Source organism: Rhizobium sp. BK512 (assembly GCF_014194915.1).
GTDB lineage: Bacteria > Pseudomonadota > Alphaproteobacteria > Rhizobiales > Rhizobiaceae > Rhizobium.
This window is the reverse complement of sequence record NZ_JACIAS010000003.1, coordinates 318,625-343,887: the sequence shown is the minus strand read 5'-3', so window position 1 is coordinate 343,887 and position 25,263 is coordinate 318,625. Positions and strand designations below refer to the sequence as shown.

Here is a 25,263-nt window from a genome sequence, read left to right as displayed (position 1 = left end):
TGCTTAGTCGAAACGTTTCGTATAAGAGCATCAGAACGGCCCGGTGGCAAGAGGGCCTGAGAAAAAGCTGGAGGATGCATGGCCACCATCAAGGATGTGGCGAAACGAGCGGGTGTCGCCATATCGACGGCATCGGCGGCACTCAATCGTTCAGCGCCCGTCAGCGACGAGGTGATCGCCAAGGTGGAGGCCGCTGTCCGCGACATCGGTTATATCCCGCATGGCGGCGCGCGCAGCCTGCGCATGGGCCGCTCCCGGCTGATCGGTCTGATCCTGCCTGATATCACCAACCCGCATTTTGCCAAGGTCGCCAAGGTCGTCGAGTCCGCCTGCCTCAATGCCGGCTACATGGCGGCGGTCTATTCGACGAGCGAGGATCACGACCGCGAGCAGCAGATCCTGACCATGATGCGCATGCAGCGCGTCGAAGGGCTCATCATCATTCCGACACGCTCGGATGCCGAGCATGGCGCCCGCATGGTCGACAAGATCCATGTGCCGACGATCCTGCTCGACAGTTTCATCGAGGGCCTGCCCTATGACGTGATCAAGCTCGACAATATCGCAGCCGGCCGCATGGCCACGGAACATCTGATCAGCCTTGGCCACAGACGGATCGCCGTCACTGCGGGACGCGCCAACATCATCACCGGTGAAGATCGTCTTGCCGGCTATATGCAGGCCCATGCCGCCCATGGCCTGCCCGTTGATCCGGGGCTGTTGCTTGAGGGGCGTTTCGACCAGGCGCGTGCGCATGACAGCACGATCCGCCGCATGCGCGAACCTGATCCGCCGACCGCGATTTTTGCATTATCGAACATGATGACGCTCGGCGTCCTGAATGCGCTGCGCGAATTGGGTTTCAGAGTGCCTGATGACGTCTCGGTCATCGGGATAGACGATTTCGATTTTGCTAACATCATGAACCCGCCGCCGACAGTCGTTGCCGCCCCGGTGCTCGATATGGCGCAGCAGGCCATCTCCACCCTTCTCAGCGAGATCTCCAGCAGGACGCCGCCAAGCGGTGCGCGGACGATCTTTTCTCCAAACCTGATCCTTCGTGAATCCTGCGCTGCACCGGCGGGCGAGCGGGCTAAAGCATGAGCTGAGAAGTCTAGAACGAAAGTCGACCCGACACCGCATGCCATTGCGCGCGCGCTTTATAAAAGCATCATGCGCATTTGCAATGAGAAACACCGAACCGCCTGCCATCCCCAGTCATCACACGGATTGTCTTCATGAAATCGTCTTCGACCGCCGCGCGCCTGTCGCCGGCAGCCTCGCCCCGCCTTCTCGTACTCGCCGAAACAGCCCTCAAGGCAGGGGAAACGGCGCGCAATGGCCTTAGACGGCGTACGGCCGCCGAGATGGTCCACAAGGCACCGCGCGACTACCAGACGGAAATCGATGTCGCGGTCGAGCGGATCATCGTCGAGGAAATGATGAGCGCGTTTCCGGCCTATGCGATCAAGGGCGAGGAAGAGGTCGGCAACCGGCAGGGCAGCGCGGACGCGCCGGTCATCTATATCGACCCGATCGACGGCACGACCAATTTCGCCTGGGGCATCCCGCATTTCGGCATGACGATCTCGATCGCCGAGGCCGGCCGCGTCGTCTCAGGCGTCGTCTATGACGCCATGCAGGACGAACTCTTCAGTGCAGAGGCCGGCGGCGGTGCCTGGCTGAACGGCGAGCAGATCCATTGCGCTGAGGTGGCCGATATCCAGAACGTGCTCGTTGGCGCCGGCCTGCCGATCCCCGGCCAGGTCAAGGCGGTCCCGGAAGAGCTTTATTTCGACGCCGTCAAGCGGCTGATGGCCAATACCGCCGGCGTGCGTCGGCTCGGTTCGGCAGCGCTTTCGATCGCCTATGTCGCCTGCGGCCGACTGGACGGCTTCTTCGAGGACGGCCTGTCGGTCCATGACTTCGGTGCCTCGGCACTCATGGTCGAGGAAGCAGGCGGTGTCGTCACACGGTTTTCCGGCGCGGCTGTGACCGGCAAAGGCGACATCCTGGCAGCAAGCAAGCCACTCTATCCCTGGCTGCGGGAGGGTTTTCAGCCGAAAGCCTGAGACTGTTCAAGCTGTATGGAGCGGCTGCATTAACGCAGCCGCCTGTGCGCCAGCCGACTGGTGAATCAGCGCATTGTCGCGGAAGGCGAAGAAGCCCGAGCAGCTGGGAGCGACGGTCATTCCGGCCCGGATCATATCGCCCGGCGCAACCATCGCCTTCAGCCTGGTGCCATCGGCGAGATCGATATCGACGATCTTGTGCGTACCGAAGTCGGTGACGCGGTGGACGATTGCATCTGCCGCTCCGCTGGCCGGATGCACAGTCAGGGCTTCCGGGCGCATCGCAACTATCACGGGACCATTTGCGACCGGAATGGAAAAACCGAAAAGCGTATGCGTGCAGATCCCATCCCGGATCTCGCTCTCGACGAAATTCATCGAGCCGATAAAGCCGGCGACGAAAGCCGTCTGCGGTTCGCGGTAGATGACGCTCGGCGGCGCCACCTGCTCCGTTCGGCCGTCGCGCATGACGACGATGCGGTCGGCAAGCGCCAGGGCTTCGTCCTGACCGTGGGTGACGAACAATGTCGTGATGCCGAGCCGCTGCTGGATGTCGCGCACTTCCTCACGCAGCCGCTCGCGCAGATGCTGGTCGAGACTGGCGAAGGGTTCGTCTAGCAGCAGGATCTTGGGCTCGAGGACGAGCGAGCGGGCAAGTGCGACACGCTGCTGCTGGCCGCCGGAAAGCTGAGTCACCGCGCGCTTCCCGTAATCTGCGAGACCGACGAGAGCGAGGGCATTCTCGACGCGCTCTCGAATTTCGGTCTTTGGCAGGTGCCGCAGTTTGAGGCCGAAGGCGATGTTGTTGAAGACATCCATATGGGTCCAGAGCGCATGGCTCTGGAAGACCATGCCGGTTGGGCGCCGTTCCGGCGGCAGGGTCGTTACATCCTTTGCGTCGATGCGGATGCTGCCGCCGGTCGGCCGTTCAAAACCGCCGATCATACGCAGCAACGTCGATTTGCCGGAACCTGACGGGCCGAGCAGGCAGACGAGCTCGCCATCACCGACCTCAAGCGAAAAATCGCTGACGGCAAAGGTATGGCCGAAGCTCTTCGAAACGCCTTCGATCGCCAGATGTGCCATTGTTAAATCCTTTCTGCCGGCGCTCAGGCGCCGAAGCCCCGCGCAAAGGCGCCGGTCCCGATGACGCGCCGCGCAAACATCAATGCCGCAAAGGACGGCACCCAAAGCATCACGGAGAGGACCGCACCGTATTGCACGACGATCTGGTTGTTGATGAAGCTGATCATCAGCACCGGCATGGTGCGGATCTCCGGCGCACCGATCAGCCAGGCGCCTTCCGTCTCGTAAAAGGTGCCGACGAAGGTCAGGAGCAGGGCCGCAGATATGGTCGGAGCGGCCTGCGGCAGCGTGATCGACCAGAAGACGCGAAGCGGCGTGGCGCCCGCGTCACGCGCGGCCTCCTCCATGCGCCGGTCGACATTCTGGAAAGCCGCGACCGGGATCCAGATCATCAGCATCAGCGTGCCGACGAGCTGGATCAACACCACACCCCAGAAGGTACTGATCAGACCGAGTTGCAGGAAGATGCCGGCGATCGCCACCAGCAGACCGAATTTCGGAAAGGCATGGGAGGCAAGAAACGAGAGAAACAGGATGTTGCGGCCGGGAAAGCGCATCCGAGCAAAGGCATAGGCCGCCGGAAGACAGATGATCGCAGAGAGCAGCGTTACCGTCGCCGTCAGCCGCAAGCTGAGGAATAGCGCATCCCAGACATCCTTGCGAGCGAGCGTCTGCGACCAGAAACGCAGGCCGAACTGCTGGGGAATGACGGAAGGGTAGCGCCAGATCTCGGTGAAAGCCCAGGTCGCGACGACCAGCAGCGGCAACGCGATGAAAAGCGTCAGCAGCAATGCCAGCAGCAGCCCCGTCCAGTCGAGTTTCAGAGCTGGCGACTGAGGCATCATCGGCCCTCGCGGTTGCGGGCGATCGACCAGACATAGAAGATGCCGAAGAGAAGGCAGAAGCCGAAGCTGATGACCGCCTGTGTCAGCGCGTTCAGCGGGTCATTCATATCCGCGAAGGTGCGCTGCATGAAGGGTCCCATCATCTCTGGCGAGGCGGGGCCGAGCACGTAGGGCAAGGTGAAAGCCGAGAATATGCCGAGAACGGCAAAGGAAGCGGTCACCAGCAGCGAGTTGCCCATGCGCGGCAGGATGATCGAGAGGAAGACCCTTGGAGGCGTCGCGCCGACATCGCGAGCCGCCTCGATGGAACTGTTGGAAACGGACGTGAGCCCGGCCGTCAGCATCAGCACGGTCAAAGGCAGATTGTCCCAGACAAGCCCGATGACCGGCCCCCAGGGCGTCAGATAGGGGCTCGGCAGCTTTGGCAAGCCGACGGCATTGAGCAGGATGTCGACCGTGCCGTTCGGTCCGATCGTGCGGATCAGCGCATAGGAGAGAATGATCGAAGGAACGAACATCGGAAAGATCGCGAGACCCTGCACATAGCCGGCAAGGCGACTGCCGGAAAAGCGCAGATAAAGCGCAATCGGAAGGCCGATCGCAAGCAGGAGCAGGCCGCAGACAAAGGTCGTCCAGAGCGTCAGCCAGAGATTGTTCAGGCTGTAGGCGTCGCTGAAGAAGAAATGGTAGGAGGCGAGCGAAAACGCAGTCGTTCCGTCAGGTTGACGCACTAAAATGGTCGTGGCGACCGCCGAAAAGATCGGAAAGATGATCAGCCAGCCGACCAGAAAGACCGGCATGCCGACGAGGAGGAGCCCGTAAAGGCTCCCCCTGCTGAGAGGCTGAGCACGGTCTATGACCGCAGGCTGCGCCGTATCGACCGTCATCAGGTGCGGCTGATACCGGGAGCGACGGTACGGTACCAGCCATCGTTGATCGCCTTTTCCCAATCGCCGCCCGGGAAGGTCGGGATGGTTGCCGGGATGACGTCGGCATATTTCTTGCGCAGATCTTCGGAAATGTGATCCCAGGAAACGCCCGGGAAACCACCGATTTCGGTGATGATGGCTTCCTGCATCTCGCTCGTCAGCATGAAGGCGGCAAGCTTGAGGGCGGCATCCTTGTTGGCACCGTTGGTGAAGATCGTCATAGCCGAAAAACCGCCGCAAAGCGCGAGGTCGGAAAGTTGCACAAGGCCGGTCGTCTCGGGCAGGACACCCTGCGAGATCGCCTGCAAGACCTGATCGGACCAGACCGGAGCCATGGTCACGACGCCCTGGGAGAGCAGTTGGATCGACTGTGTGTTGCCGGCGGTATAGGCGCCCTTCTGATAGAGCGACGGCGCGAGATCGTTGAGGATCTTCCAGGCCGGCGTCAGCGACTGCTCGGCAAAATCGGCAGTGAAGTTGTCGATCTTGAATTTCTTCGGGTCGCGGCCGTTTGCTTCATGAATGGCGCGGCGAACGAAATTGCCGCCCGAACCGCCCTTGTCCGGACGGTTGTAGATGAACTGGCCGGGATTGGCCTTGATCCAGGCCGTCAGCTGCTCCCAGGTCTTCGGCGCATCCTTCGGGTCGAGCTTGGTCTTGTCATAGGCGAGCAGAACCTGCGAGCCGCGATAGGGCAATGAGTAGGGCGTGTCGATAGCGAGCGGATTGACGCGGTCGAAGCCGGGCACATTCTCAGCGGAGAACTTTACCCAGAGACCGGCATCGATACCGCCGGCCGGAAGGCGCGGATCGAAGGATTCGAAGAGGTCGGCCTGCGGATCGGTTTTGGTCTTAAGCGCAGCGAGAGCGCGGTCGCCGATGGCGCGAAGGCCGTTGTTGTCGCCGGCATCGGTAACCTTCAGCGCGACTTCCGGATGCGCCTTTTCGAAAGCCGGACGGATGATGTTGTTCCACAGGTCGATGATATTGGAATCCGACCCGCTGTAGAGGTCGATCGTGCCTACGGCGGCCGAGGCAAAGCGCGGAAGGGCGAGAAGGCTCGCAGCCGCCGACGATGTGATCAGAAATTCGCGTCTATTCATACCCTGTCTCCCTTCACTGTCGAGGCCGCGCCCCTGATGAGTTCTGAGACTTGCTAGCCCCGGCGCGTAACACCGGAATGACAGGAGGAAACAAAATGCACACGTGTGCTAAGCTGCTTTCCGATTTTTGCCAAAGCCACTGATGACGGCATCTGGGCGAAGAGGGCGTGAAATTTTCAGGTCACCTGTTCGGCTGGGGTGGCCCTCGCATGAGGGCCACCCTTTCGATATTGTCAGCGTACGGACTTGAAAGCGGCTCTTACTTCTTCGGCGAAGAGCTGCGGCTGCTCCCAGGCCGCAAAATGCCCGCCTTTCTCGACCTGATGATAGTAGGTCAGCGAGGGATAAGCCTGCTTGGCCCAGCTTTCCGGCGCTTGATAGATCTCCTTCGGGAAGACCGTGATGCCGACCGGGACCTTGATGTCCTTCGTCTTCTGCGTTTCGGCACTGAAGTTGTTGTTGTTGTTTTCCCAGTAGAACCGCGAAGACGATGCGCCGGAGTTCGTCAGCCAATAGAGCGTGATGTCATCAAGCATTTCGTCCTTGGAGAATACGCGTTCAGGAACGCCGCCGCTGTCGCTCCACTGGGCAAACTTCTCGTAGATCCAGGACGCCAGGCCAGCCGGCGAGTCGGAAAGCGAATAGCCGATCGTCTGCGGCCGGGTCACCATTATCGCGCCATAGGCAGCGTTTCGTCCGAAGAAGGTGCTCAGGGAATTATAGGCGTCCCGCTCCGGCGACGACAGGCTCGCAGGAGCCGGGTCCCCGCTGTTGATAGCCTTCATGAGGTCGCCCGGCACCGTCGCGGGCATATTGAGATGGATTGCCAGCAGACCCTTCGGCGCCTGACGCGCCAACGCATCGGAGATCACCGAACCATGATCGCCACCCTGAGAGACATAGTGGTCATAACCGAGCCGTTTCATCAGGACATCCCAGGCGCGGGCAACCCGGTCCGGGCCCCAGCCCTGATCGGTCGGCTTTCCGGAAAATCCGTAGCCCGGTATCGATGGGATGACGACGTCGAACGCATCTTCCGGCCGGCCGCCATATGCGGTCGGGTCCGTGAGAGGGCCTATGGTCTTGATGAATTCAAATATCGACCCCGGCCAGCCATGAGTCAGAATGATCGGGAGAGCGTTAGGATGGCGCGAACGAACATGGATGAACTGGATGTCGACACCGTCGATCGTGGTGACGAATTCCGGCAATGCATTGAGTTGCGCCTCGGTCTTGCGCCAGTCGTACTCTGTACCCCAATAGCGAACAAGATCCTGAACGCGTGACAGTTGAATACCCTGGGAGTCGTCGCCGACCGTCTCCTTGTCCGGCCATCGGGTGTCGGCGATGCGCCTGCGCAGGTCGTCAAGCTGCGACTGCGGCACGTGGACCTGAAACGGGCGGACACTTTCGTCCGCGCTCACCGCTGTTGTGGCAACACTCGACGCAAGATCGGCGGCATCGACCGGAAGTGCATAGATCACCGGAACGAGCAACAGAGAGCCAAACGCCATGGCGATCGCTCGATCGGAAACACTACGCCGAATTGAAACATTGTCGGCCTTGGTCATGAAACACTCTCCTTCAATTGCTGCCACATTCGCGGCGCCTGTTAACGGAGAGTGATTTCAGGGATCCACGTGTCCTAGATATTTCGAAAATCGGCTGAAATGTATCAGCGTGTACCGGCCCCGCGCTGATACGCACAATCAGCAAATTGCCGGCAGCTCTCGGCAAGCGTATCCTTCGAACGATCAGCGATCGAACTCACCATTTCGGCGCCCTGAGGATGAGGGCGGCAAACGAAGGTTGGAGATCCCATTGAAAGATCAAACGGTGCAGGAAAGATTGGAGCGCCATTGGCGGGCTTCGGACGCGAGCGATTTCGATGCCGAACACGAGATCTATCACGACGACGCCTTGCTGGATTATCCGCAATCAGGAGAGCGGATTCGCGGTCGGCACAATATTCAACAAAGCCGGTTTGTTCAGCCAAACAAGAAGCGGTTCACCGTCCGACGAATTGTCGGTAACGGCGATCTTTGGGTCACCGAATTTACACTCACCTATGACGATGTACCCTCATACGTCGTCAGCATCATGGAATTTCGCGACGGGCTGGTGGCCCATGAAACGCAATATTTCGCAGATGATTTCGAACCATCGCCGTCGCGAGTACATCTTACAGAGCGGATGACGAAATAGTCTTATCCCTGATAATGCAGAAGCGCATGCGCAGAGAGCAATTGGGATCACAAATCGTCCGCAATCGCCAACAACTCACCGACGGCGAAGCCCCAGCGTTCCCCGCGCGGCTTTCACAACTGCGTCGGTGGTGATGTCGAATTTCCTGTAGACATCGTCGATCTTGCCGGACGCGCCGAAGCTGTGCATGCCGACGAACCGGCCATCGAGCCCGATATATCGGTCCCAGCTATCCTGGACGGCGGCCTCCACCGCGACGCGCGCGGTCCCGTCTCCGAGAACCTCACGCTTGTAGTCCGGTGCCTGCGCCTCAAACAGCAGCCGGCACGGCATGGACACGACCGCGGTCGGAACGCCTTCCGCCTGAAGGCTCGCCCTTGCTTCGACAGCAAGGTGCAATTCCGATCCCGTCGACATGATGGTCAGTTCGCGCGCGCCACCTTCAGCCTCGAGCAGAACATATCCGCCCTTTGCCGACAGGTTGAGTGGGCCTGGCTGCCTCCTCAGAAGCGGCATGGGCTGGCGGGATAGAGCAATCAGGGCTGCCTGCCGCGGGGCATCGAGAATGGCCTGCCAGCATTCCGCCGTCTCGATCGGGTCGCCCGGACGGAACACGGCAAGGCCCGGAATGGCGCGCAGCGCCGTCAGATGTTCGACGGGCTGATGCGTCGGTCCATCTTCGCCGAGACCGATCGAATCATGCGTCATCACGAAGATCGAACGCACCGCCATCATTGCCGCCAGCCGGATGGACGGACGAGCGTAGTCGGAAAAGGTCAGGAAGGTGCCGCCGTAAGGGATCAGCCCGCCATGAAGGGCAATCCCGTTGATGGCCGCGGCCATTCCATGTTCGCGCACGCCATAATGGATATAGGATCCATTATACTGGCCCGGCGCAATTTCGACCATGGATTTGGCTTTCGTATTGTTCGACGGTGTGAGGTCCGCCGATCCGCCGAGAAGCTCGGGCAGGGCTTCGGCAAGGTGGTTGAGAACAATCCCGCTCGCCTGTCTGGTCGCCAAATCCTTGTCGGCAGACAGAAGCTCCTGTTTTGCTGCTTCTATTGCGCTGGTCCAGTCTGAAGGCAGCTCGCCTTTCATGCGGCGCTCAAAGTCAGCGCGAACATCCGCCTTCGCCGTCTGGACCCGGACCGCCCAAGCCATCCGGGCGTTGCGTCCCTTGGCGCCGATCTTCCTCCAGTCTTCCATCAGGCCGGACGGGATCTCGAAGGGAGGCGCGGTCCAGCCCAGAATCTTGCGGGCGCCGGCGATCTCCTCTTCGCCCGGCGCGTCGCTATGAGCCTTCTGCGTACCTGCGCGCGTCGGAAAGCCGAAACCGATAATGGTCTTGCAGGCAATCAATGAGGGCCGATCGGTGACCCGCTGCGCTTCGACGATCGCATTGCGGATGGCGTCCGTATCGTGTCCGTCGATCTCCTGCACATGCCAGTTCGATGCACGGAAACGCGCCGGCTGATCGTCGGATTCCGCCAGACTTGTCGCCCCGTCGATCGAGATCGAATTGTTGTCCCAGAATGCGATCAGCTTGCCGAGCTTCAAGTGGCCGGCAAGCGATATGGCCTCCTGGCTGATGCCTTCCATCAGGCATCCGTCACCCAGGAACACATAGGTGTAGTGGCTCGAAAGATCGTCGCCAAACCTGGCGTTCATGATGCGCTCGGCAAGTGCAAAACCGACCGAATTGGCAATGCCTTGGCCGAGCGGCCCGGTGGTCGTCTCGATGCCCGTCGCATGACGATATTCGGGATGACCTGCCGTCCTGCTGTCGATTTGACGAAAATTCTTGATCTGATCGATCGTCATATCCTGGTAACCGGTCAGGTAGAGCAGGCTGTAAAGCAGCATCGAACCGTGCCCGTTGGAGATCAGGAAACGGTCCCGATCGAACCAGTAGGGGTCCTCGGCATCGAATTTCAGGAATTCGGAAAAGAGCACGACGGCGATGTCCGCCATGCCCATCGGCATGCCGGGGTGCCCGCTCTTGGCCTTCTCGACGGCATCCATCGAGAGGAACCGGATGCAATCGGCCATGTCGCGAAGGTGCTGATCGCGGGGCGCCGGTACGGATTTTACGGATTCCGTCATGATCGTTTCCTCGGGTCTGGTGAAAGGACAGACCCGAAGATAGTGCCCGATACGAACTGGGCCACTGCGACATGTTGAAATCCGACCAAGAACATCATCATCCGATCGTTATCTAGCCGCCGCGGCCTCTTTTCCGCATCCTCCCCGGACAGGCGCCGCGATCGCGATCAGCTTTGTTGCAGCCGCCAGGTCCGGATTTCAAACGGCATGATGTCGGCAGGGCCTGCACGTTCGATCGGCTCTTCGAGGATGTTCAGAGGTCCCGAAGACTGCCATCCGGAGGGCAGGGCAAGCGAAAGTTGCCCGCGGCGGCCTGCCGGCTCGTAAAGCCGCAGGATAAGGCCCTCTCCATCCTCCGCCGACTTCAGTCCCGAAAAGGCGACCGGTATGCCCTCGACGCCGAGCGGCGACAACGTGCCTGCCGAGAGCCCGGTTGACTCGCCGGTAACGAGCGGCTGGTTGAGATCGATTGCCTCCTGCAGGACCCCGCCTTCATGCCAGGCGCCCTCATGCGGCATCAGCGCATAGGTAAAGCTCTGCTCGCCTTCGTCGGCGAGCGGATCGGGATAAATCGGCGAGCGCACGAGGCTCATGCCGATGACATTGCCGCGTGCGCTATGCCCGTATTTGGCATTGTTCAGCAGCGCGACACCGAAGCCCGGCTCGCTGAGATCGACGAAACGGTGCGCGGCAGCTTCGAACATCGCCTGTTCCCAGGAAGTGTTCGTATGCGTCTGGCGCTCGACGATACCGAAGGCGCATTCGAAAGTGGCAGTGCGGGACCGCACGGCGACAGGGTTCAGTGTTCTCAGCAGAGTGCGCCGGTCGTGCCAGTCGATCGTCGTTTCGATATCGAGCCTGCGGCCATTCGCGGTCAGCGCGTAAAGCTGGGTGACCGTCGAGTTCCGGTATCGATGGACGACACGGATCGCCGCGCGATGCGGCCCCTGTTCGACAAGTGTGATGCTTTCGGGCTTGTCGAGGCGGACGGCCTTTTCCGCATAGTCGGCATCGACATCCCATGCGTCCCAGTTGCGTGGCTTATCGGCCGGATAGACCCAGAGCTGATTGGCGCCGCCTTCGACCGCCTCCCTGCCCGTTGCCTTGTGGACGAGGCTCGAAACGGCGCCCTCCTTGCCGATGACGACAGACAGATGTTCGTTCTCGAGGCTGTGCGCATCGGCCTTCAGCATGCCGGCCGGCTTCAATGCCCTGCGATCGAAGACTGCGACGGAAAGCGGAGCGACAATATCGGCAGATGACAAGACCGTTCCATCCGAAAGCCTGGCGGTCAGGGGTCGCGGCGCGAGCGACGGATTAACGGCAATGACCGCGTCCGTCAGTCCGCCTGCCGGAAGCTGGGACGACAGCGCCTTCAAAGCCTTGGCCTGATCTGCCCCGGCATTGACGATCACGCCGTCAAGCTCCTGCTCGGCATCTATATAGACCTCGCGAATGCTCGATCCCGGCAGGATGTCATGAAACTCGTTCTTGAGGACGACGCGCCAGTCCGCTTCCAGGCTTTCCGGCTTACCGGCACCCAGCAGATGCGCAAGTGAAGCGATCGTCTCCGCCGTAATGAGCGCCCGCTCGGCCTGCCGGTGCTTGCGCTTGACGCCGCTTTGCGAGGTCAGCGTCGCACGGTGCAGTTCAAGGTAGATTTCCCCGTCCCATACCGGAAGCTCTTTTTCCTCCGCAGTACGGTGGGCCTTTTCGTAAAAGCCCTTCACCGTGCCCCAGCGCGCACTCGGGATCGCCGGAAAGTCGCGCAGTTGCACTTCGCGCTCGACCATTTCAGGTGTCACGCCGCCGCCGCCATCGCCATAGCCGACTGCCAGGAGCGACGTGTCGTGCTGCGTCTTGCCGCGGAAATTCTTCCAGGTCGGCACGAAGCAATCCGGCTGCACGAAACCATTATAGCCATGCATGGGATTGTCGAATGTGTGGGTCAGAACCTTGCTTCCATCGAGGCCCTTCCACCAGAAAAGATCGGATGGAATATGATTGGTCTCGCTCCAGTTCACCTTGATGGTGAAGAAGCTGTCGATTCCGCCGAGCTTCAGGATCTGCGGCAAGGCGCCCGAAAAGCCGAAACAGTCAGGCAGCCAGCAGACAGTGTGGCGCAGGCCGAAATGTTTTTCGAAATAGCGCTGCCCGTAAAGCACCTGCCGCGCAAGACTTTCGCCGGTCGGCATGTTGGTGTCGGGTTCGACCCACATTCCGCCGACCGTTTCCCATTTGCCCTCGGCGACCTTCTTCTTGATACGCTCGAGAAGCTCCGGATCGTCCTCTTCCATCTGCGCATAATAATGAGCGGTCGATTGGTTGAACCGGAAGTCGTCCGACCGCTCCATCAGCGAGAGCGCGGTATTGAACGTGCGGCGCATCTTCCGGCGCGTCTCGCGATAGGGCCAGAGCCAGGCAAGGTCGATATGGGCATGGCCAGTCAGCAACAGCTCGCCATTCGGCGGGAACCGCTTCTGAAGCTCTTTCAGACGCGCGACCAGCTGATCGTAGGCCGCTGCGGCCGAAGCACTTTGTGTTTCCGTCAGGCCGGCCGGGTTTTCCTGCAGTTCCGGCAGTTCCCAGATCTTCTGCTGCATGACCGCACCGGATGTGCGCGAAATATAGGCTGACGTATCCGAGGGCCAGTCCAGGCTGCGCAGCACCTGTTCGGCCGCCTCGATGAGGTGCGGCAAGACCTCATGGGTTTCCAGCACATCGGCGGCTTCGCCGAGCTGCCGCAACAGAAGGTGCAATTTATGGACCGGTTCATCCAGCCAGATCAGCCGCGCCCTGTTGAGCTTCGGTGCCCGGTTCGGCTCGCCGAAGGGAAAGCGTGCAACGCTTTCGGTCGCAATTGAAAACTCCCTGCCCTTGATCGGGAATTCCTGATGGTAGGGGTCGAGCCCGAATGTCTCGGCCTCACCGCCCGGATAGTGCAATGTAATCAAGCTTTCGCCACCGAGATCGAGCTGCACGCGAACCTGTTCGATTGGCCAATCGCGCGGTGCGGCCGCGGACGCCGCGAAATGAGCCGTTCCGTTGCGGTGCGGCCAATCCTGATGATGGGCGATCGGCTCGCCGTCGAAGGTCCAGCCGTCGATCACAGCGCTTTGTCGGTCGCGCCAGTGAGCAAGTTCGGCTGTACGGACTTTCAGACGATCGAGACGTTGGGCGATAGTGAGAGACATGACGGGTCCTATTGGAAAAAAGCAACTGACGGGCGGGGAGAAAATCAGGTCGCGCAAATGAGCCGCAGGCGCCGCGTCCCGTCTCCTCCAACCGAAACGCGTGGCGGCTCTTAGATTAAGTAACTTTGTTTTCACGTCAAGCGCACAAGAAATAAGTTGCTAGAGTTTTGCCTGTGATACACAAGCATTCAGGTGCTTAGGGAAGACGGTCATGCGGTATCTTCGATCCGGGCCGCGGCGACGTCAGGCAGAGGAAACGGCCGTTACGCGGGGTAAAACAATCGGTCTGCGGTCGGGAGAAATCGCCGACAGAAATATCCGCGTCATCCTGGAAGCGATCCGCCGACATGGTCCGTTGACCCGGACGGAACTTGGCCAGCATTCCGGGCTTACCGGTCCGGGCATCACCAATATCCTGCGCCGCCTGAGTGACGGAGGATTGGTGACGTCGCACCGCCGCAACGGCGCGGGCAACAGCGCCACTGCGGCGGAATTTGCCCTGCGGCCGGATGGAGCCTTCTCGATCGGTATCAGGGTTCGCCAAAGCCGAGGCGAAGCGGTGCTGATCGATCTCAGCGGCCAGGTCCATGATCGCGAATATTTTCCCCTCACCCCGGCAACGCGCGTCCCGTCAATCCTTTCGGTAACGGAAAACATGATCGGCCGGCATGTCGGCTTGCCGATCATCGGCCTGGGGATCGGGTCCAATGACTGGACGGCAGCGGAAAGCGATGAACTCGACGCAGCATCGACGCTTCCGGCCAGCCACGTGGAAAACGAGTGCACCGCAAGCCTGCTTGCCGAGCGCACCATCGGCGCGCCCGCCCCCGAAGGCGGACTGGCGATGATCATAATCGATGAAGATGTCCAGGCCGGCTTCCTCGTTCGCGGTATCCCCTATTCCGGTGTTCACGGACGCGCGGGCAGTATCGGCGAAATGCTGACCGGCCCCGACAATGTCCGGCTGAACGCCGTGGTCGGCTTCGGCGCCCTGCGCGCACTGGTCAGCGAGGACGAGTTCGGGCGGCTCGTCGCGGGCGAGGAGCCGTCTTCACCTCAATTGACGCAGTGGATCCGCGATGCCGCAAGCCACCTGCTTGATCCCATCATCGCCATGGCCGGCTTCATCGCGCCAGGTGTCATCATGATCGGCGGCGACCTGCCGCGAAGCGTCATCGAAGCGCTGATCCACCAGCTCTCCGTCGAACGGCGCGACACATCCAAGCGTCCCTTCCTGACGCCATGGATTTCGCCGATGAAGCCGGCAAGCTTCAGTGGCGGCGGCGTGGCGCTAGGGGCGGCATTGCTGCCCTTCCTCAACACCCTGCTGCCGCCGGTATCAGCGTGAACCGGCCCAAGTCGGCTCAGCCAAGCGCCTCGTCTCTGTGACTGGCATCCGAGGCAAGCGCCTTGTCGAGCACCTTCTGGATATTCGCTGCGCGGCGGAACGACGGCTCCTGCGTCTTGCCCGCCCTCACCGCCTGCACGAAGCGCTGGTAATTGGTTTCGACCGGGTCGAAGGGAATATCGCGCCATGTGGCGGTGTGAACGTCTTCACCAAGGCAGGCGCGAAGCGTCGACTTTCCTGTATCGTAGATCATCTCGACCGAGCCTGTCTCGCCATAGACCCGGAGACGCAACTGATCCATCTGGCCGGCAGCGGTTCGCGTCGCCTGGATGGTGCCAATCGCCCCGGTCGTGAAGTCGACATTCATCGTGAAGCTGTCATTCGCATCGAGATCATATTCACCGATCTTGTGACCCGGAGCCTTGTTGAAGGTCTTGAGCCGCGCAAAGACATGGGCGACGTCCAATCCCGACCCGTAGGACGCGAAATCGACGATATGGATGCCGATATCCCCGAGCGCGCCGTTCGAGCCGTGCTTCTTGCTGAGCCGCCACAGCCATTTGCTCTCTGTTTTCCAATCGCCCCAATGGCGCCCGACGAGCCAGCTCTGCAAGTGCGATGCCTCGACATGGCGCACGTCGCCGATCTCGCCGGCAAGGACCATCTGCCGGCCTTTCTGCAGGGCGGGAGAATTGCGATAGGTGAAGTTGACCATCCCGACCTTGCCGGCCTTTTCGATGGCATCGGTCATTTCCATCGCCTTGGTGGCGTCGGTCGCCAACGGCTTTTCGCAGAAGACATGTTTGCCGGCCGCGATCGCCTGAAGTGTCGTCGAGTGGTGAATGCGGTCAGGCGTGACGTTGGCAACGGCATCGAACTCGCCCCACGCAAGAGCTTCTTCCAGCGAACTGAAATGGTTGGGAATGCCGTGTTCCGAACAGAAGGCCGCCAGCCGTTCGGGAACGACGTCGACGCCTCCCACCACACTGACGCCGTCGATCGCCTTGAAATTTGCAGCATGCTGGTTGGCCATCCCGCCAGTGCCGAGAATGAGTAAGCGCATCTTATCCTCCATAGATGTCAGGTTCGGCCACCTCACGCAGCCGGGGCAAAGACCTCACCACGCCATTGCGGATGCCCGAAATGGCTCGATTTTCTGTGATCGGGAAATGCGGCTGGCGCGCGCTAACTTGTGTTGAATGTCGCCGGCATCTCAATCCTCCCAAGCTGCGGCTTGACATCAAATCAAAGTAACTTAATCTAATTAATGCAGCATGGAATTGAGGAGAGGTCAACTGACCACCAGGCTGTATCCGTTTAAAATGGGGAGGAGACCCATCATGAAGAGAGCGTTCATCGGCGCATTAGCGCTGAGCACAATGTTATTTTCAGTGCCTGCCGCATTTGCCCAGGAGCTTGCGACAAAAGACAGGATCGGCGCTGCCGACGCACCAAAAACCCTTGTCGTCCGGCTCACCAACGACAGTCCCAACAATGCCGATCCGGCAATCGCCGAAGGCTATCAGAAACTTTTCGTCGACTTCATAAAGAAGCATCCCGACTGGAAGCTGCAGATGCAGTTCATGTCGGCCGATATCGGCACCGAACAGGCCAAGATGCTGGAACAGGCCAAAGCCGGCAACGCTCCGGATTGCGCCGCAGTTGACTCCTTCGTGCTCTCGCAGTTCATGGTCAACCATGTGCTTGCCGACTTCACCCCCTATTTCTCGAAGGAAGAAGTCGCCGACCTGTTCCCCTTCATCCGCGACGGCATTACCGACAAGGACCAGACGATCCGTGCATGGTGGTGGGACACGGATCTTCGCGTGCTCTACCGCAATAAATCCATCATTGCCGATGCACCGCAAACCTGGGACGACCTGAAGAAGGCCGGGCTTTCCTCTGTCGAACAGGGCATGGAGGGCATACTCTTCAATGCCGGTCGCTATGAAGGTTCCACCTTCGATTGGCTGGCGAACTACTGGGCGCTTGGCGGCAAGCTCGTCGACGATTCCGGCAAGCCAATCTTCGGTGAAGGTGAAAACAAGGAGAAATTCCTCAAGGCCCTGACCTATTACAAGGACCTCGTCGATTCCGGTGCAGCGCCCAAACGCGTGACGACCATCGGCAACTATGACGACCTCAACGCCGCCGCAGCAGCCGGAACCACTGCGCTTTTCATCGGTGGCAACTGGCAGTATGCCCAGCTGAAGGTCACGCTCGACGAAGAGGAGTTCAAGAACTGGACCTTCTCGCCGATCCCCGGCCCGACCGCAGATCAACGTTCGACAGGCACCGGCGGATGGACGATCGCCTCCTTCAGCAAGGACAAGGACAAGGTGGAAATGTGTGCCAACCTTGCCCGCGAAGTCTATATGGGACCGGCCAATGCGCTGCAGCAGCAGCTGCCGACGCGCAAGTCGCTCTTCGACAAATATGATGTCTTCGCGACCGAAGCCAACAAGACCTTCGCCGGGGCTCTCGTCGATGGTCAGGCCCGTCCGGGCGCCCCGATCTATCCGGAAATCTCCAACCAGATCCAGATCATGATGGGCGACGTGCTGTCCGGCACCAAGAAGCCGGAAGAGGCGCTGGACGGCGCGTTCAACGCGACGATGGAGGCTTACAAGCGTCTCTGACGATTGAGATCATGGCGGCGCCCGTGACGGGCGCCGCCGGTCATGTCAAACCCGGACAGAGAAGCCCAATGAGCCCCATTGCCATCGAGGCTGCCAGCCCGCCTCACAGCAGATCGTTCATGCGCCGTTTTGCCGGGGCGCCGTTGCCCTGGATCATGCCTGTGATCATTGTCATCGGCATCTTCTATCTCTACCCCGTGATCGACGTTTTTCGTCTGTCCTTCACCAATGCGACGCTGATCGGCGACAATCCGGTCTATACGCTCGGCACGATATCGAATGCGCTGAGCTCACCGCAATTGCCCGACATCATGTGGGCGACCCTTATCTTCGTTGGCGGCAGTGTCATTGGACAGCAGATCTTTGGTCTCGCCGTCGCCGTCGTCGTCATCAGAGGTGAAAAACGCGGACTGTTCGGCACGACGATCCTGCGCACCACGGCGCTTGTCGCCTGGGTGGTCCCGGGCATTGCCGGCGGCATCATCTGGCAGATGCTGTTTTCGGAAGCTCCGTATGGGGCGCTGAACAGCATATTGCGGCTCATGCACCTGCCGACCGTCGCATGGCTATCCGATCCGGCGATCGCGCCATGGTCGGCGCTGATCTCGAACATCTGGCGCGGCACGGCCTTCTCGATGGTCGTCATGTACGCCGCCCTCAAATCGATCGACCCTTCGCTCTATGAGGCGGCTGATGTCGACGGCGCAACAGGCCCGCAACAGTTCTTCTTCATCACCCTCCCCCAGCTGCGTGCAGCCATGCTCGTCAACATGATCCTCATCACGATCATGACGCTCAACACGTTCGATGCGATCATCACGCTGACGGGCGGCGGGCCGGGACGTGCGACCGAGGTGATCTCGCTTTACGTATTCAACATCGTCTTCCGCAATTACGACCTTTCCGGCGGCAGCGTGCTTTCCGTGCTGATGCTGATCATCAGCCTCGGGCTTGCCGTCGTTTACGCATCGTTCCTGCCGAAGGAGGAAGAGCAATGAGCAGGCGTACCGGCACGCGCTTCGGCGACTTCCTGAGCTACCTCTTCATGCTGGTGATGTTCATCTTCTTCGCCGGTCCACTCTCCTATCTCCTGTCGATGGCCGTGCGTGACAAACGCGAAATCTATCGCGGCGTGGCACGCTATATACCGCACAATCCGACGATCGATAATTTCGTGACCGTCCTCAACAACAGCTACTTCCCGATCTATCTCTGGAACGGCCTGAAGCTCGCAGCACTCAGCGGTTTCGGCGTTCTGGTCGTCGCCCTGCCGGCGGCCTATGCGTTCTCCCGCTTCCAGTTCCGCGGCAAGGGCCTGTCGATGATGGGGCTCTTGTTGTTCCAGATGATCTCGCCCCTTGTCATCATGGTGCCGCTCTACCGCTACATGAACCGTCTCGGCCTGCTCGATACGCATTTTGCGGTGACGATGGTCTATATTGCCCTCGGTGTACCGCTCGCAACGTGGCTGCTGAAGAGCACGATAGACGGCATTCCGCGCAGCCTCGATGAAGCTGCGATGATCGACGGGTGCAATCGGTTTTCGGTCTTCTGGCGGATCGTCCTGCCGCTTTCGGCGCCGGGCATTGCTTCCGTCTTCATCATCACCGTCATTGCCGGCTGGTCGCAGTTCCTCGTGCCTTTTCTTCTGCTGACGCAAAACAATCTGATGCCTATCGGCGTCGGGATCTTTAACTTCCGTGGCATGCAGACCGACTCGTCCATCCAGCTGCTTGCGGCCGCCTGCCTGATCTCCGTCGTACCGGCGATCGTGGCGTTCCTGTCGCTCCAGCGGCTGATCCTCGGCGCCATGACCAGCGGCGCGGTGAAAGGGTAAGGTCGGTTTGCGTGTCCGTGGCTGATAGAGGATCCCGACCATGAACCAGATGACCGGCGCCAGACTGTCCCCCGATCTGACGGGGGCCAATGTCGAGGATGCGGGCGAGCACAACAGGGCCGTCGTGCTGCGTTGCGTCCATCGGCAGGCACCGATTTCGCGTGCCGAAATTGCGCGGCAGACCGGGTTTACCAAGCCGGCGATCGCACGGATCGTCGATCGCCTGCTCGACGAAGGCCTGATCATCGAGGCTCGCCGGCGCCATGGGTTGAGAGGCCAGCCGGCAATCGAGCTCGAAATCAACCCCGATGCGTTTTTCGCAATCGGCATCAATATCGATCGCGATCACCTGACGATTGTCGCCGTCGATGCCGTCGGCAACGTGCGCGCGCGCGTTCACCATGAAAAGCGCTATGTGCGCCCTGCCGAATTCATGCAGCTGACGGCCGATGCAATATCGCATTTCCAGCGAAGCCGGCTGATCGACGATGCGCACCTGGCCGGCATCGGGCTCGCCATGCCCGACTGGCTCGGGGAGATCCCCTTCCTCGGCATGCCCGAAGACTATTCGGAATGGATGGAATTCGATGTACGCACAGCACTCGAAAACCTGACGCAGCATCCGGTTTTCATCGAAAATGAGACCAATGCGGCCGCACTTGCGGAGCTCGACTATGGCCTCGGGGCGGAAAGCCGCAGCTTCTTTTATATCGCCATCAATGCCTGCCTTGGCGGAGGGCTCGTTCTCGACGGCAACGGCCATCGCGGCGCCATGGCGCTGAGCGGCGAAATCGGCTGGCTGCCGATTGCCGACGACCGGGACAAGACCGCACCGAAGGTCGATCTTCTCGGCGAGGTGGTGACGATGTTTTTTCTCTACAAGTTTCTTGGCGAGCACGGCGTCCATGCAAGCGTGCCTCAGGATCTCCTGACGCTCGATGCGCGCGGCAAGGCTCTGGTGTCGAAGTGGCTGAAGGAAATGAGCGCTCACCTTGCCGTGGCGGTCAAGCATATCGGCATGATCGTCGATCCCGACGCCATCATCATTGGCGGCAGGCTGCCGATCCGCATGATCGACGAGTTGCTGCGGTACGTTCACGAACATCTGACGGCTGGAGACAGCACTCTGCCTACGCTGCATCGTGCCTCGATCGGCGAGGATGCTTCAGCCCTCGGTGCGGCGGCAATGCCGATGGCAGCGGCCTTGATGCTGGCATCCGCCGATGCTGTGCAACGCACCCGATCGCCCCTCAAATTCATGGATCGTTTGAGCAATTAATACGGCCGGCAGGGCCGCTGGGAGGATTTTGATGAGGATTGGCTTTTATACGTCGACATTCAACGACCGGCCGCTCGAGGAAGTGGTGCATTTCGCGGCATCTGCAGGTTTCGACGCGATCGAGATCGATGTCGGTGGCCATATCAAGACGCCGGACAAGGTGCAGGCTGCCGTCGCACTTGCTCGCGACCACGGCCTCTTCGTCTCCTCGATTACCTATTTCGGCAACCAGCTCGATGCCGACAGCGGCAAGCGCGGCGCGCTTCGCGTCCGAACGGAGGAATTTGCCCAGGCGATCGGCGAAGCGGGCGTGCCGATCTTCGTGATCTTTCCTGGACGCGACGATAGTGCCGATGACGAAGCCAACTACGATGATTTTGCCGCGTTTGCCAACGAACTGATTGCCAAGACGACATCAAGCGGTCTCGTCTTCGCAATCGAAAACTGGCCCGGCCCCAAGGATAATTTCGTCGGGACAACGCCGAAGGGCTGGCAGGAGCTCTTCAAGCGCATACCAAGCCGACGCTTCGGTCTTGAATTCGACCCGTCCCACCTCATCCGCATCGGCGTCGATCCCTATGCGGCGATGGACGCGGTCAAGGATCGCATTGCCATTCTCCATGCCAAGGATACCGCAATCGATGCCGCCACCCAGCAGGCCGTCGGCTATCACGGCAAGGGCTGGTGGCAATACAAGCTGCCGGGCAAGGGCCTTCTCGACTGGCAGCGTTTCCTGCGCCAGGCGCGGAGCAACGGCTTCGACGGTACGCTTTCGATCGAGCATGAGGACGCCGCCTACGGATGGCCGGGCAAGGATCTCGAAGCGCGAAAAGAGGGGGAACGCCTCGGCCTCGCCTACCTCAGAAACGTGTTGGACAAGCTCTGAGAGCGATTGGGGAGGACAAAAATGGCTCATGTTAGAGTGAACGATGCGCGCAAGGATTACGGTGCCTTCAAAGCCATCAAAGGTGTGTCGGTCGATATCCGTGACGGCGAGTTCGTCGTTCTCGTCGGCCCCTCGGGCTGCGGAAAATCCACCCTTCTCAGGATGATCGCGGGTCTGGAAGACATCAGCTCGGGCCAGATCCAGATCGGCAAGCATATCGTCAACGAGTTGGCGCCGAAGGATCGCGACATCGCCATGGTGTTCCAGAACTATGCCCTCTATCCGCATATGACGGTCGCCAAGAATATGGGGTTCTCTCTGCGGCTGAAGCGTATGGCGAAGACGGAGATCGATCAGCGCGTCGGCAATGCCGCCAAGATCCTCGGCCTTGAGGCCCTCCTGGAACGCTATCCGAAGCAACTGTCGGGCGGTCAGCGGCAACGTGTTGCCATGGGCCGCGCGATCGTTCGGGACCCTGCCGTCTTCCTGTTCGACGAGCCGCTGTCGAACCTCGATGCAAAGCTCCGCGTCCAGATGCGCACGGAGATCAAGGAACTGCATCAGCGGCTGAAGACAACAACGATCTACGTCACACACGATCAGATCGAGGCGATGACAATGGCGGACAAGATTGTCGTGATGAAGGACGGCCTGATCGAGCAGTCCGGCTCGCCGCTCGAACTCTACGACCGCCCGAGCAACCTCTTCGTCGCCGGTTTCATCGGCTCACCCGCCATGAACTTCATCAGGGGTAACATGACGAATGAAGGTTTTCGGACGACAGACGGGCTTATCCTGCCGAGCGAGCGGCGCCCTTCCGGCGCCGTCACCTACGGTATTCGCCCCGAGCACCTCGCGCTCGATCCCAACGGGATCGAGGTGACGACTGCCGTGGTCGAGCCGACGGGATCCGAAACATTGGTAATTGCCCGTCTTGGCACCCAGACCATCAGCTGTGTGTTCCGGGAGCGGATCAGAGCAGCCCCCGGCGATATCCTGCGGATCGCCCCGCTCCACGATGCCGTCCATCTGTTCGACGACGGCGAGCAACGCATCACCGTTGGCGAACCGGTGTTGAACTGATTGCATTTGACGGGGGCGGACGGCGTGATCGAGCGGACGCCCCCCGAAATCAGCAATTTGTTCTTTTTCACGGAGCGGTGCCAACGGGCAAAATGAAACTGAATGCAGATCATGCCGTGGAAGCGGCATGACCTCGAGAATCCGGGAAGAATCACAAGCACACAAAAGCCTTGTGTCCGGTGCTTAAAAAGCTCTCGTCAGAGATCGAGAAGCAGATCACCACCATTGTGATCGTTGCCCCCGCTACGAATCTCCCGCTGCTTTGGGCTCGCCGCCTCCTTGCCCTTCCTGGTACCCGTCTTTCTGCCCTTCGGAGGGAGCTCCGCTGATAACTCAAGGAGTTTTGCGGCGGGCTTGGCAGGTCCCGGTATCGTGGTGGCAGCCTGCGCTTCTATCCCGTCGGTTTCCTTCTCAGCAGTAGCGCTGGACGTGTCCGATAGCTCGATCTCGGATCGTGGGCTGGCGTTCGGCTTTGCAATCTTGATCGATGGGGCAGCGTCCTGCAGTGTCTTCGGCGCGAAACGTATCATAAATGCGTACCTTTTCATATGTTCTATTTTTGTTCTCATTGAAGGGAGCATTTGTCAACCTGGCTGGCGGCGCAGGGCGGTCAGAAAATGTTCGACTTCGAAGCGGTCGGAGGGCGGAGCGAGCCCTTTACAGGCCTTCAGATAGAAGGGGTCACCGTTCAAGCCTCCGCGCATCCCCTCCCCGACAGCCAAGCCGCAACCTATATCAAGGCGGATTCCGATCCGCAGTATTGGCTACCCTTGCACGGAGACATGTATGAGCCAAGATCCATACGAGCTTCTCGGCGTGAAACGGGAGGCCACCCAGAAGGAAATTCAGGGGGCATTCCGCAAGCTTGCCAAGAAGCTTCACCCAGACCTGAACCCGGGCGACAAGAAGGCCGAGGCGAAGTTCAAGGAAATTTCTGCCGCCTATGAAATCCTGAGCGACGAGGACAAGCGAGGCCGCTTCGATCGTGGCGAGATCGACATCACGGGAGCCGAACAGGCGCCCCGCAGTTATTATCGCGACTATGCCTCCTCAAGCGGCCCGGGCAGCGCCTATCACAACGGCGCGGGCTTCGCCGATTTTGGAGACGCCGACGATCTCTTCTCAAACTTCTTCTCCCGTCGCTCTGGCGGCGGCAGCGCCGGCGGCGGCCAGTTTCGCTCCCAGGGCCAGGACCGGCGCTTCTCGATGGAGGTAGATTTCCTCGATGCAGTGAATGGCACGCAGAGCCAGGTGAGGTTGTCGGAAGGGCCGGCGCTCGACGTCAAGATCCCGCCCGGCACGCGGGACGGCCAGACGCTGCGCCTTCGCGGCAAGGGCGAACCCGGTTTCGGCGGTGGGCCTGCCGGCGATGCGCTGATCAATATCCGTGTTCGCCCGCACCGTTTCTTTACCCGCGACGGCGACGACATTCGCCTCGATCTGCCTGTCACCTTGAGAGAAGCGGTACTCGGTGGAAAGGTGCGCGTGCCGACGCCTTCAGGGCCGGTCAACCTGACCCTGCCCGCCAATTCCAGCAGCGGCAAGGTCCTCCGGCTCAAGGGCAAGGGTGTCGCCAGGCGTGGCGGCGACGCAGGTGACATCTATGTTACGCTGAAGATCGTGCTGCCCGAGCAACCAGACGAACAACTGACCGCCTTCGCAAAGGACTGGGCGGCAGCCGACACACAGGATCCGAGAAAGAACATGGAGGCTTGACCATGGACGATCGCGAATTCCGTCTCTACCTGAAAATAGACGTGACCGAGCTCGATCTATGGGTCGAGCAGGGTTGGCTCGCTCCCGATATTTCCGAGGGACGGCGTCGGTTCCGGGATGCCGATCTTGCCCGCGCCCGCCTGATCCTCGACCTCACGCGCCAGATGGGCGTCAACGAGGCCGGCGTCGATGTGGTCATGGAGCTCGTCGATCAGCTCCATGGCATGCGCGGCTCGATGCGCAGCCTTGTTCTCGCGATCAACAGGCAGGAGGCCGCAATCCAGCAACGTCTGCTCGACGCGCTCGAAGAGCTCGACGACGGCGTCCGCTGATAGCTTCCTCGATGGCCTGAAGATCAGACTTTGCACGGCATGAAGAACCGCTGAGCGGGCAAGCCAGCCTATCTGTTCTGGCTGAGCAGCTTCCCCGCCCTGGCAGGTCCCTCATTGGATAGAAGCAAAGGAGAACGGGCGTGATCCGTCTTTGACAAACGTCAATGCCGGTTTGCCGCGATTTCAGCATCATGGCATCATGAAGATGAGGAACCGGTCATGAAAGCTATGATCCTAGAAGCGATCGGGATGCCTCGGCGCCCGGTCGACCGACCAGACCCCTTACCCAGTAGAGGATAATTGATGCTGAGGGTCGAAGCCTGCGCAGTGTGCAGGACGGATCTTCATGTCTGCGACGGCGATCTTCCGAACCCAAAACTGCCGCTCGTTCCCACACCAAAACCTATCAGCTCAAAGATGCGAATGCAGCACTTGACGATTTGCGTGCCGGCCGCCTCAGCGGAGCGGCTGTCCTGACGCCTTGACCGAACGCGGTCCGGTTCCGGCGGCACGTTTGGGAGCCGCTTCCAACGGGGCGAGTCAGCGTTTTCTCAATCCGCTCGACCGATAGGAGATAGGAGCCAGCATCTGCGCCTCAAAAGA

The 25,263-nt window shown here is 60.3% G+C and carries 21 protein-coding genes and 1 pseudogene; 13 read left to right on the top strand and 9 right to left on the bottom strand.

Going from position 1 to position 25,263, the window contains the following annotated elements; all coding sequences use genetic code 11:
* The first annotated feature begins 78 nt into the window (after nucleotides 1–78).
* The gene (locus FHX06_RS12505; RefSeq protein ID WP_113015582.1) at nucleotides 79–1,104 is read left to right on the top strand and encodes a LacI family DNA-binding transcriptional regulator; all 1,026 of its coding nucleotides are present in this window, start codon (nucleotides 79–81) and stop codon (nucleotides 1,102–1,104) included.
* 134 nt (nucleotides 1,105–1,238) lie between these two features.
* On the top strand, nucleotides 1,239–2,072 hold the full coding sequence (locus FHX06_RS12500) for an inositol monophosphatase family protein (protein ID WP_113117771.1): 834 nt from the start codon (nucleotides 1,239–1,241) through the stop codon (nucleotides 2,070–2,072).
* 6 nt (nucleotides 2,073–2,078) lie between these two features.
* Here FHX06_RS12500 and FHX06_RS12495 read toward each other — a convergent pair whose 3' ends face one another.
* The 5 genes from FHX06_RS12495 to FHX06_RS12475 all read right to left on the bottom strand — a co-directional run bounded on the left by FHX06_RS12495 (nucleotide 2,079) and on the right by FHX06_RS12475 (nucleotide 7,606).
* The gene (locus FHX06_RS12495; protein ID WP_113212037.1) at nucleotides 2,079–3,158 is read right to left on the bottom strand and encodes an ABC transporter ATP-binding protein; all 1,080 of its coding nucleotides are present in this window, start codon (nucleotides 3,156–3,158) and stop codon (nucleotides 2,079–2,081) included.
* Between the two features lie 23 nt (nucleotides 3,159–3,181).
* The gene (locus FHX06_RS12490) at nucleotides 3,182–4,003 is read right to left on the bottom strand and encodes an ABC transporter permease (RefSeq protein ID WP_113212038.1); all 822 of its coding nucleotides are present in this window, start codon (nucleotides 4,001–4,003) and stop codon (nucleotides 3,182–3,184) included.
* On the bottom strand, nucleotides 4,000–4,890 hold the full coding sequence (locus FHX06_RS12485) for an ABC transporter permease (RefSeq protein WP_113212039.1): 891 nt from the start codon (nucleotides 4,888–4,890) through the stop codon (nucleotides 4,000–4,002). The genes FHX06_RS12490 and FHX06_RS12485 overlap by 4 nt, the downstream gene beginning before the upstream one ends.
* The gene (locus FHX06_RS12480; protein WP_018115321.1) at nucleotides 4,890–6,035 is read right to left on the bottom strand and encodes an extracellular solute-binding protein; all 1,146 of its coding nucleotides are present in this window, start codon (nucleotides 6,033–6,035) and stop codon (nucleotides 4,890–4,892) included. The genes FHX06_RS12485 and FHX06_RS12480 overlap by 1 nt, the downstream gene beginning before the upstream one ends.
* Before the next feature lie 233 nt (nucleotides 6,036–6,268).
* Nucleotides 6,269–7,606: an epoxide hydrolase family protein gene (locus tag FHX06_RS12475; RefSeq protein ID WP_113212040.1), complete on the bottom strand. Its 1,338-nt coding sequence runs from the start codon at nucleotides 7,604–7,606 to the stop codon at nucleotides 6,269–6,271.
* A 250-nt stretch (nucleotides 7,607–7,856) separates the two neighbouring features.
* Here FHX06_RS12475 and FHX06_RS12470 point away from each other — a divergent pair, with 250 nt between their 5' ends.
* Nucleotides 7,857–8,240: a nuclear transport factor 2 family protein gene (locus FHX06_RS12470; RefSeq protein WP_183879484.1), complete on the top strand. Its 384-nt coding sequence runs from the start codon at nucleotides 7,857–7,859 to the stop codon at nucleotides 8,238–8,240.
* Between the two features lie 75 nt (nucleotides 8,241–8,315).
* Here FHX06_RS12470 and tkt read toward each other — a convergent pair whose 3' ends face one another.
* Both tkt and FHX06_RS12460 read right to left on the bottom strand, forming a co-directional pair.
* Complete coding sequence (gene tkt, locus FHX06_RS12465) at nucleotides 8,316–10,346, bottom strand: transketolase (RefSeq protein ID WP_183879482.1); 2,031 nt, start codon at nucleotides 10,344–10,346, stop codon at nucleotides 8,316–8,318.
* A gap of 167 nt (nucleotides 10,347–10,513) precedes the next feature.
* Nucleotides 10,514–13,540, bottom strand: a complete 3,027-nt coding sequence (locus FHX06_RS12460; RefSeq protein WP_183879480.1) for an alpha-mannosidase — start codon at nucleotides 13,538–13,540, stop codon at nucleotides 10,514–10,516.
* Nucleotides 13,541–13,751: 211 nt separating this feature from the next.
* On the opposite strand from FHX06_RS12460, the gene FHX06_RS12455 reads away from it, so the two are divergent.
* Nucleotides 13,752–14,888, top strand: a complete 1,137-nt coding sequence (locus tag FHX06_RS12455; protein ID WP_018115326.1) for an ROK family transcriptional regulator — start codon at nucleotides 13,752–13,754, stop codon at nucleotides 14,886–14,888.
* A gap of 16 nt (nucleotides 14,889–14,904) precedes the next feature.
* Here FHX06_RS12455 and FHX06_RS12450 read toward each other — a convergent pair whose 3' ends face one another.
* Nucleotides 14,905–15,951, bottom strand: coding sequence for a Gfo/Idh/MocA family protein (locus tag FHX06_RS12450; protein WP_183879478.1), 1,047 nt, complete (start codon nucleotides 15,949–15,951; stop codon nucleotides 14,905–14,907).
* A gap of 277 nt (nucleotides 15,952–16,228) precedes the next feature.
* Between FHX06_RS12450 and FHX06_RS12445 the strand changes: the two genes are divergently transcribed.
* The 6 genes from FHX06_RS12445 (at nucleotide 16,229) to FHX06_RS12420 (ending at nucleotide 22,612) form a co-directional block, all read left to right on the top strand.
* Nucleotides 16,229–17,527 (top strand): extracellular solute-binding protein, encoded by a 1,299-nt coding sequence (locus FHX06_RS12445; RefSeq protein ID WP_113015592.1) that lies wholly within the window; start codon nucleotides 16,229–16,231, stop codon nucleotides 17,525–17,527.
* A 68-nt stretch (nucleotides 17,528–17,595) separates the two neighbouring features.
* Nucleotides 17,596–18,525 carry a carbohydrate ABC transporter permease gene (locus FHX06_RS12440; protein ID WP_113212106.1) on the top strand — a complete coding sequence of 310 codons (930 nt, stop codon included), beginning with the start codon at nucleotides 17,596–17,598 and terminating at the stop codon, nucleotides 18,523–18,525.
* Entirely contained in the window at nucleotides 18,522–19,364 is an 843-nt protein-coding gene (locus FHX06_RS12435; protein WP_018115330.1) for a carbohydrate ABC transporter permease, read from the top strand. The genes FHX06_RS12440 and FHX06_RS12435 overlap by 4 nt, the downstream gene beginning before the upstream one ends.
* A 40-nt stretch (nucleotides 19,365–19,404) precedes the next feature.
* The gene (locus FHX06_RS12430) at nucleotides 19,405–20,643 is read left to right on the top strand and encodes an ROK family transcriptional regulator (RefSeq protein WP_113015593.1); all 1,239 of its coding nucleotides are present in this window, start codon (nucleotides 19,405–19,407) and stop codon (nucleotides 20,641–20,643) included.
* Between the two features lie 31 nt (nucleotides 20,644–20,674).
* On the top strand, nucleotides 20,675–21,529 hold the full coding sequence (locus FHX06_RS12425; protein ID WP_113202781.1) for a sugar phosphate isomerase/epimerase family protein: 855 nt from the start codon (nucleotides 20,675–20,677) through the stop codon (nucleotides 21,527–21,529).
* Between the two features lie 21 nt (nucleotides 21,530–21,550).
* A complete protein-coding gene (locus FHX06_RS12420; RefSeq protein ID WP_112545233.1) occupies nucleotides 21,551–22,612 on the top strand; it encodes an ABC transporter ATP-binding protein in 1,062 nt (353 codons plus the stop codon).
* A gap of 197 nt (nucleotides 22,613–22,809) precedes the next feature.
* On the opposite strand, the gene FHX06_RS12415 is transcribed toward FHX06_RS12420, so the two are convergent.
* Nucleotides 22,810–23,142, bottom strand: a complete 333-nt coding sequence (locus FHX06_RS12415) for a hypothetical protein (protein ID WP_246715540.1) — start codon at nucleotides 23,140–23,142, stop codon at nucleotides 22,810–22,812.
* Nucleotides 23,143–23,398: 256 nt separating this feature from the next.
* On the opposite strand from FHX06_RS12415, the gene FHX06_RS12410 reads away from it, so the two are divergent.
* The 3 genes and pseudogenes from FHX06_RS12410 to FHX06_RS12400 form a co-directional block, all read left to right on the top strand.
* Complete coding sequence (locus FHX06_RS12410; protein ID WP_183879476.1) at nucleotides 23,399–24,328, top strand: DnaJ C-terminal domain-containing protein; 930 nt, start codon at nucleotides 23,399–23,401, stop codon at nucleotides 24,326–24,328.
* A 2-nt stretch (nucleotides 24,329–24,330) separates the two neighbouring features.
* Nucleotides 24,331–24,660, top strand: a complete 330-nt coding sequence (locus FHX06_RS12405; protein ID WP_113209489.1) for a chaperone modulator CbpM — start codon at nucleotides 24,331–24,333, stop codon at nucleotides 24,658–24,660.
* Between the two features lie 219 nt (nucleotides 24,661–24,879).
* A pseudogene (locus FHX06_RS12400) lies at nucleotides 24,880–25,053 on the top strand (alcohol dehydrogenase); the annotation flags it as partial.
* Nucleotides 25,054–25,263 lie beyond the last annotated feature (210 nt).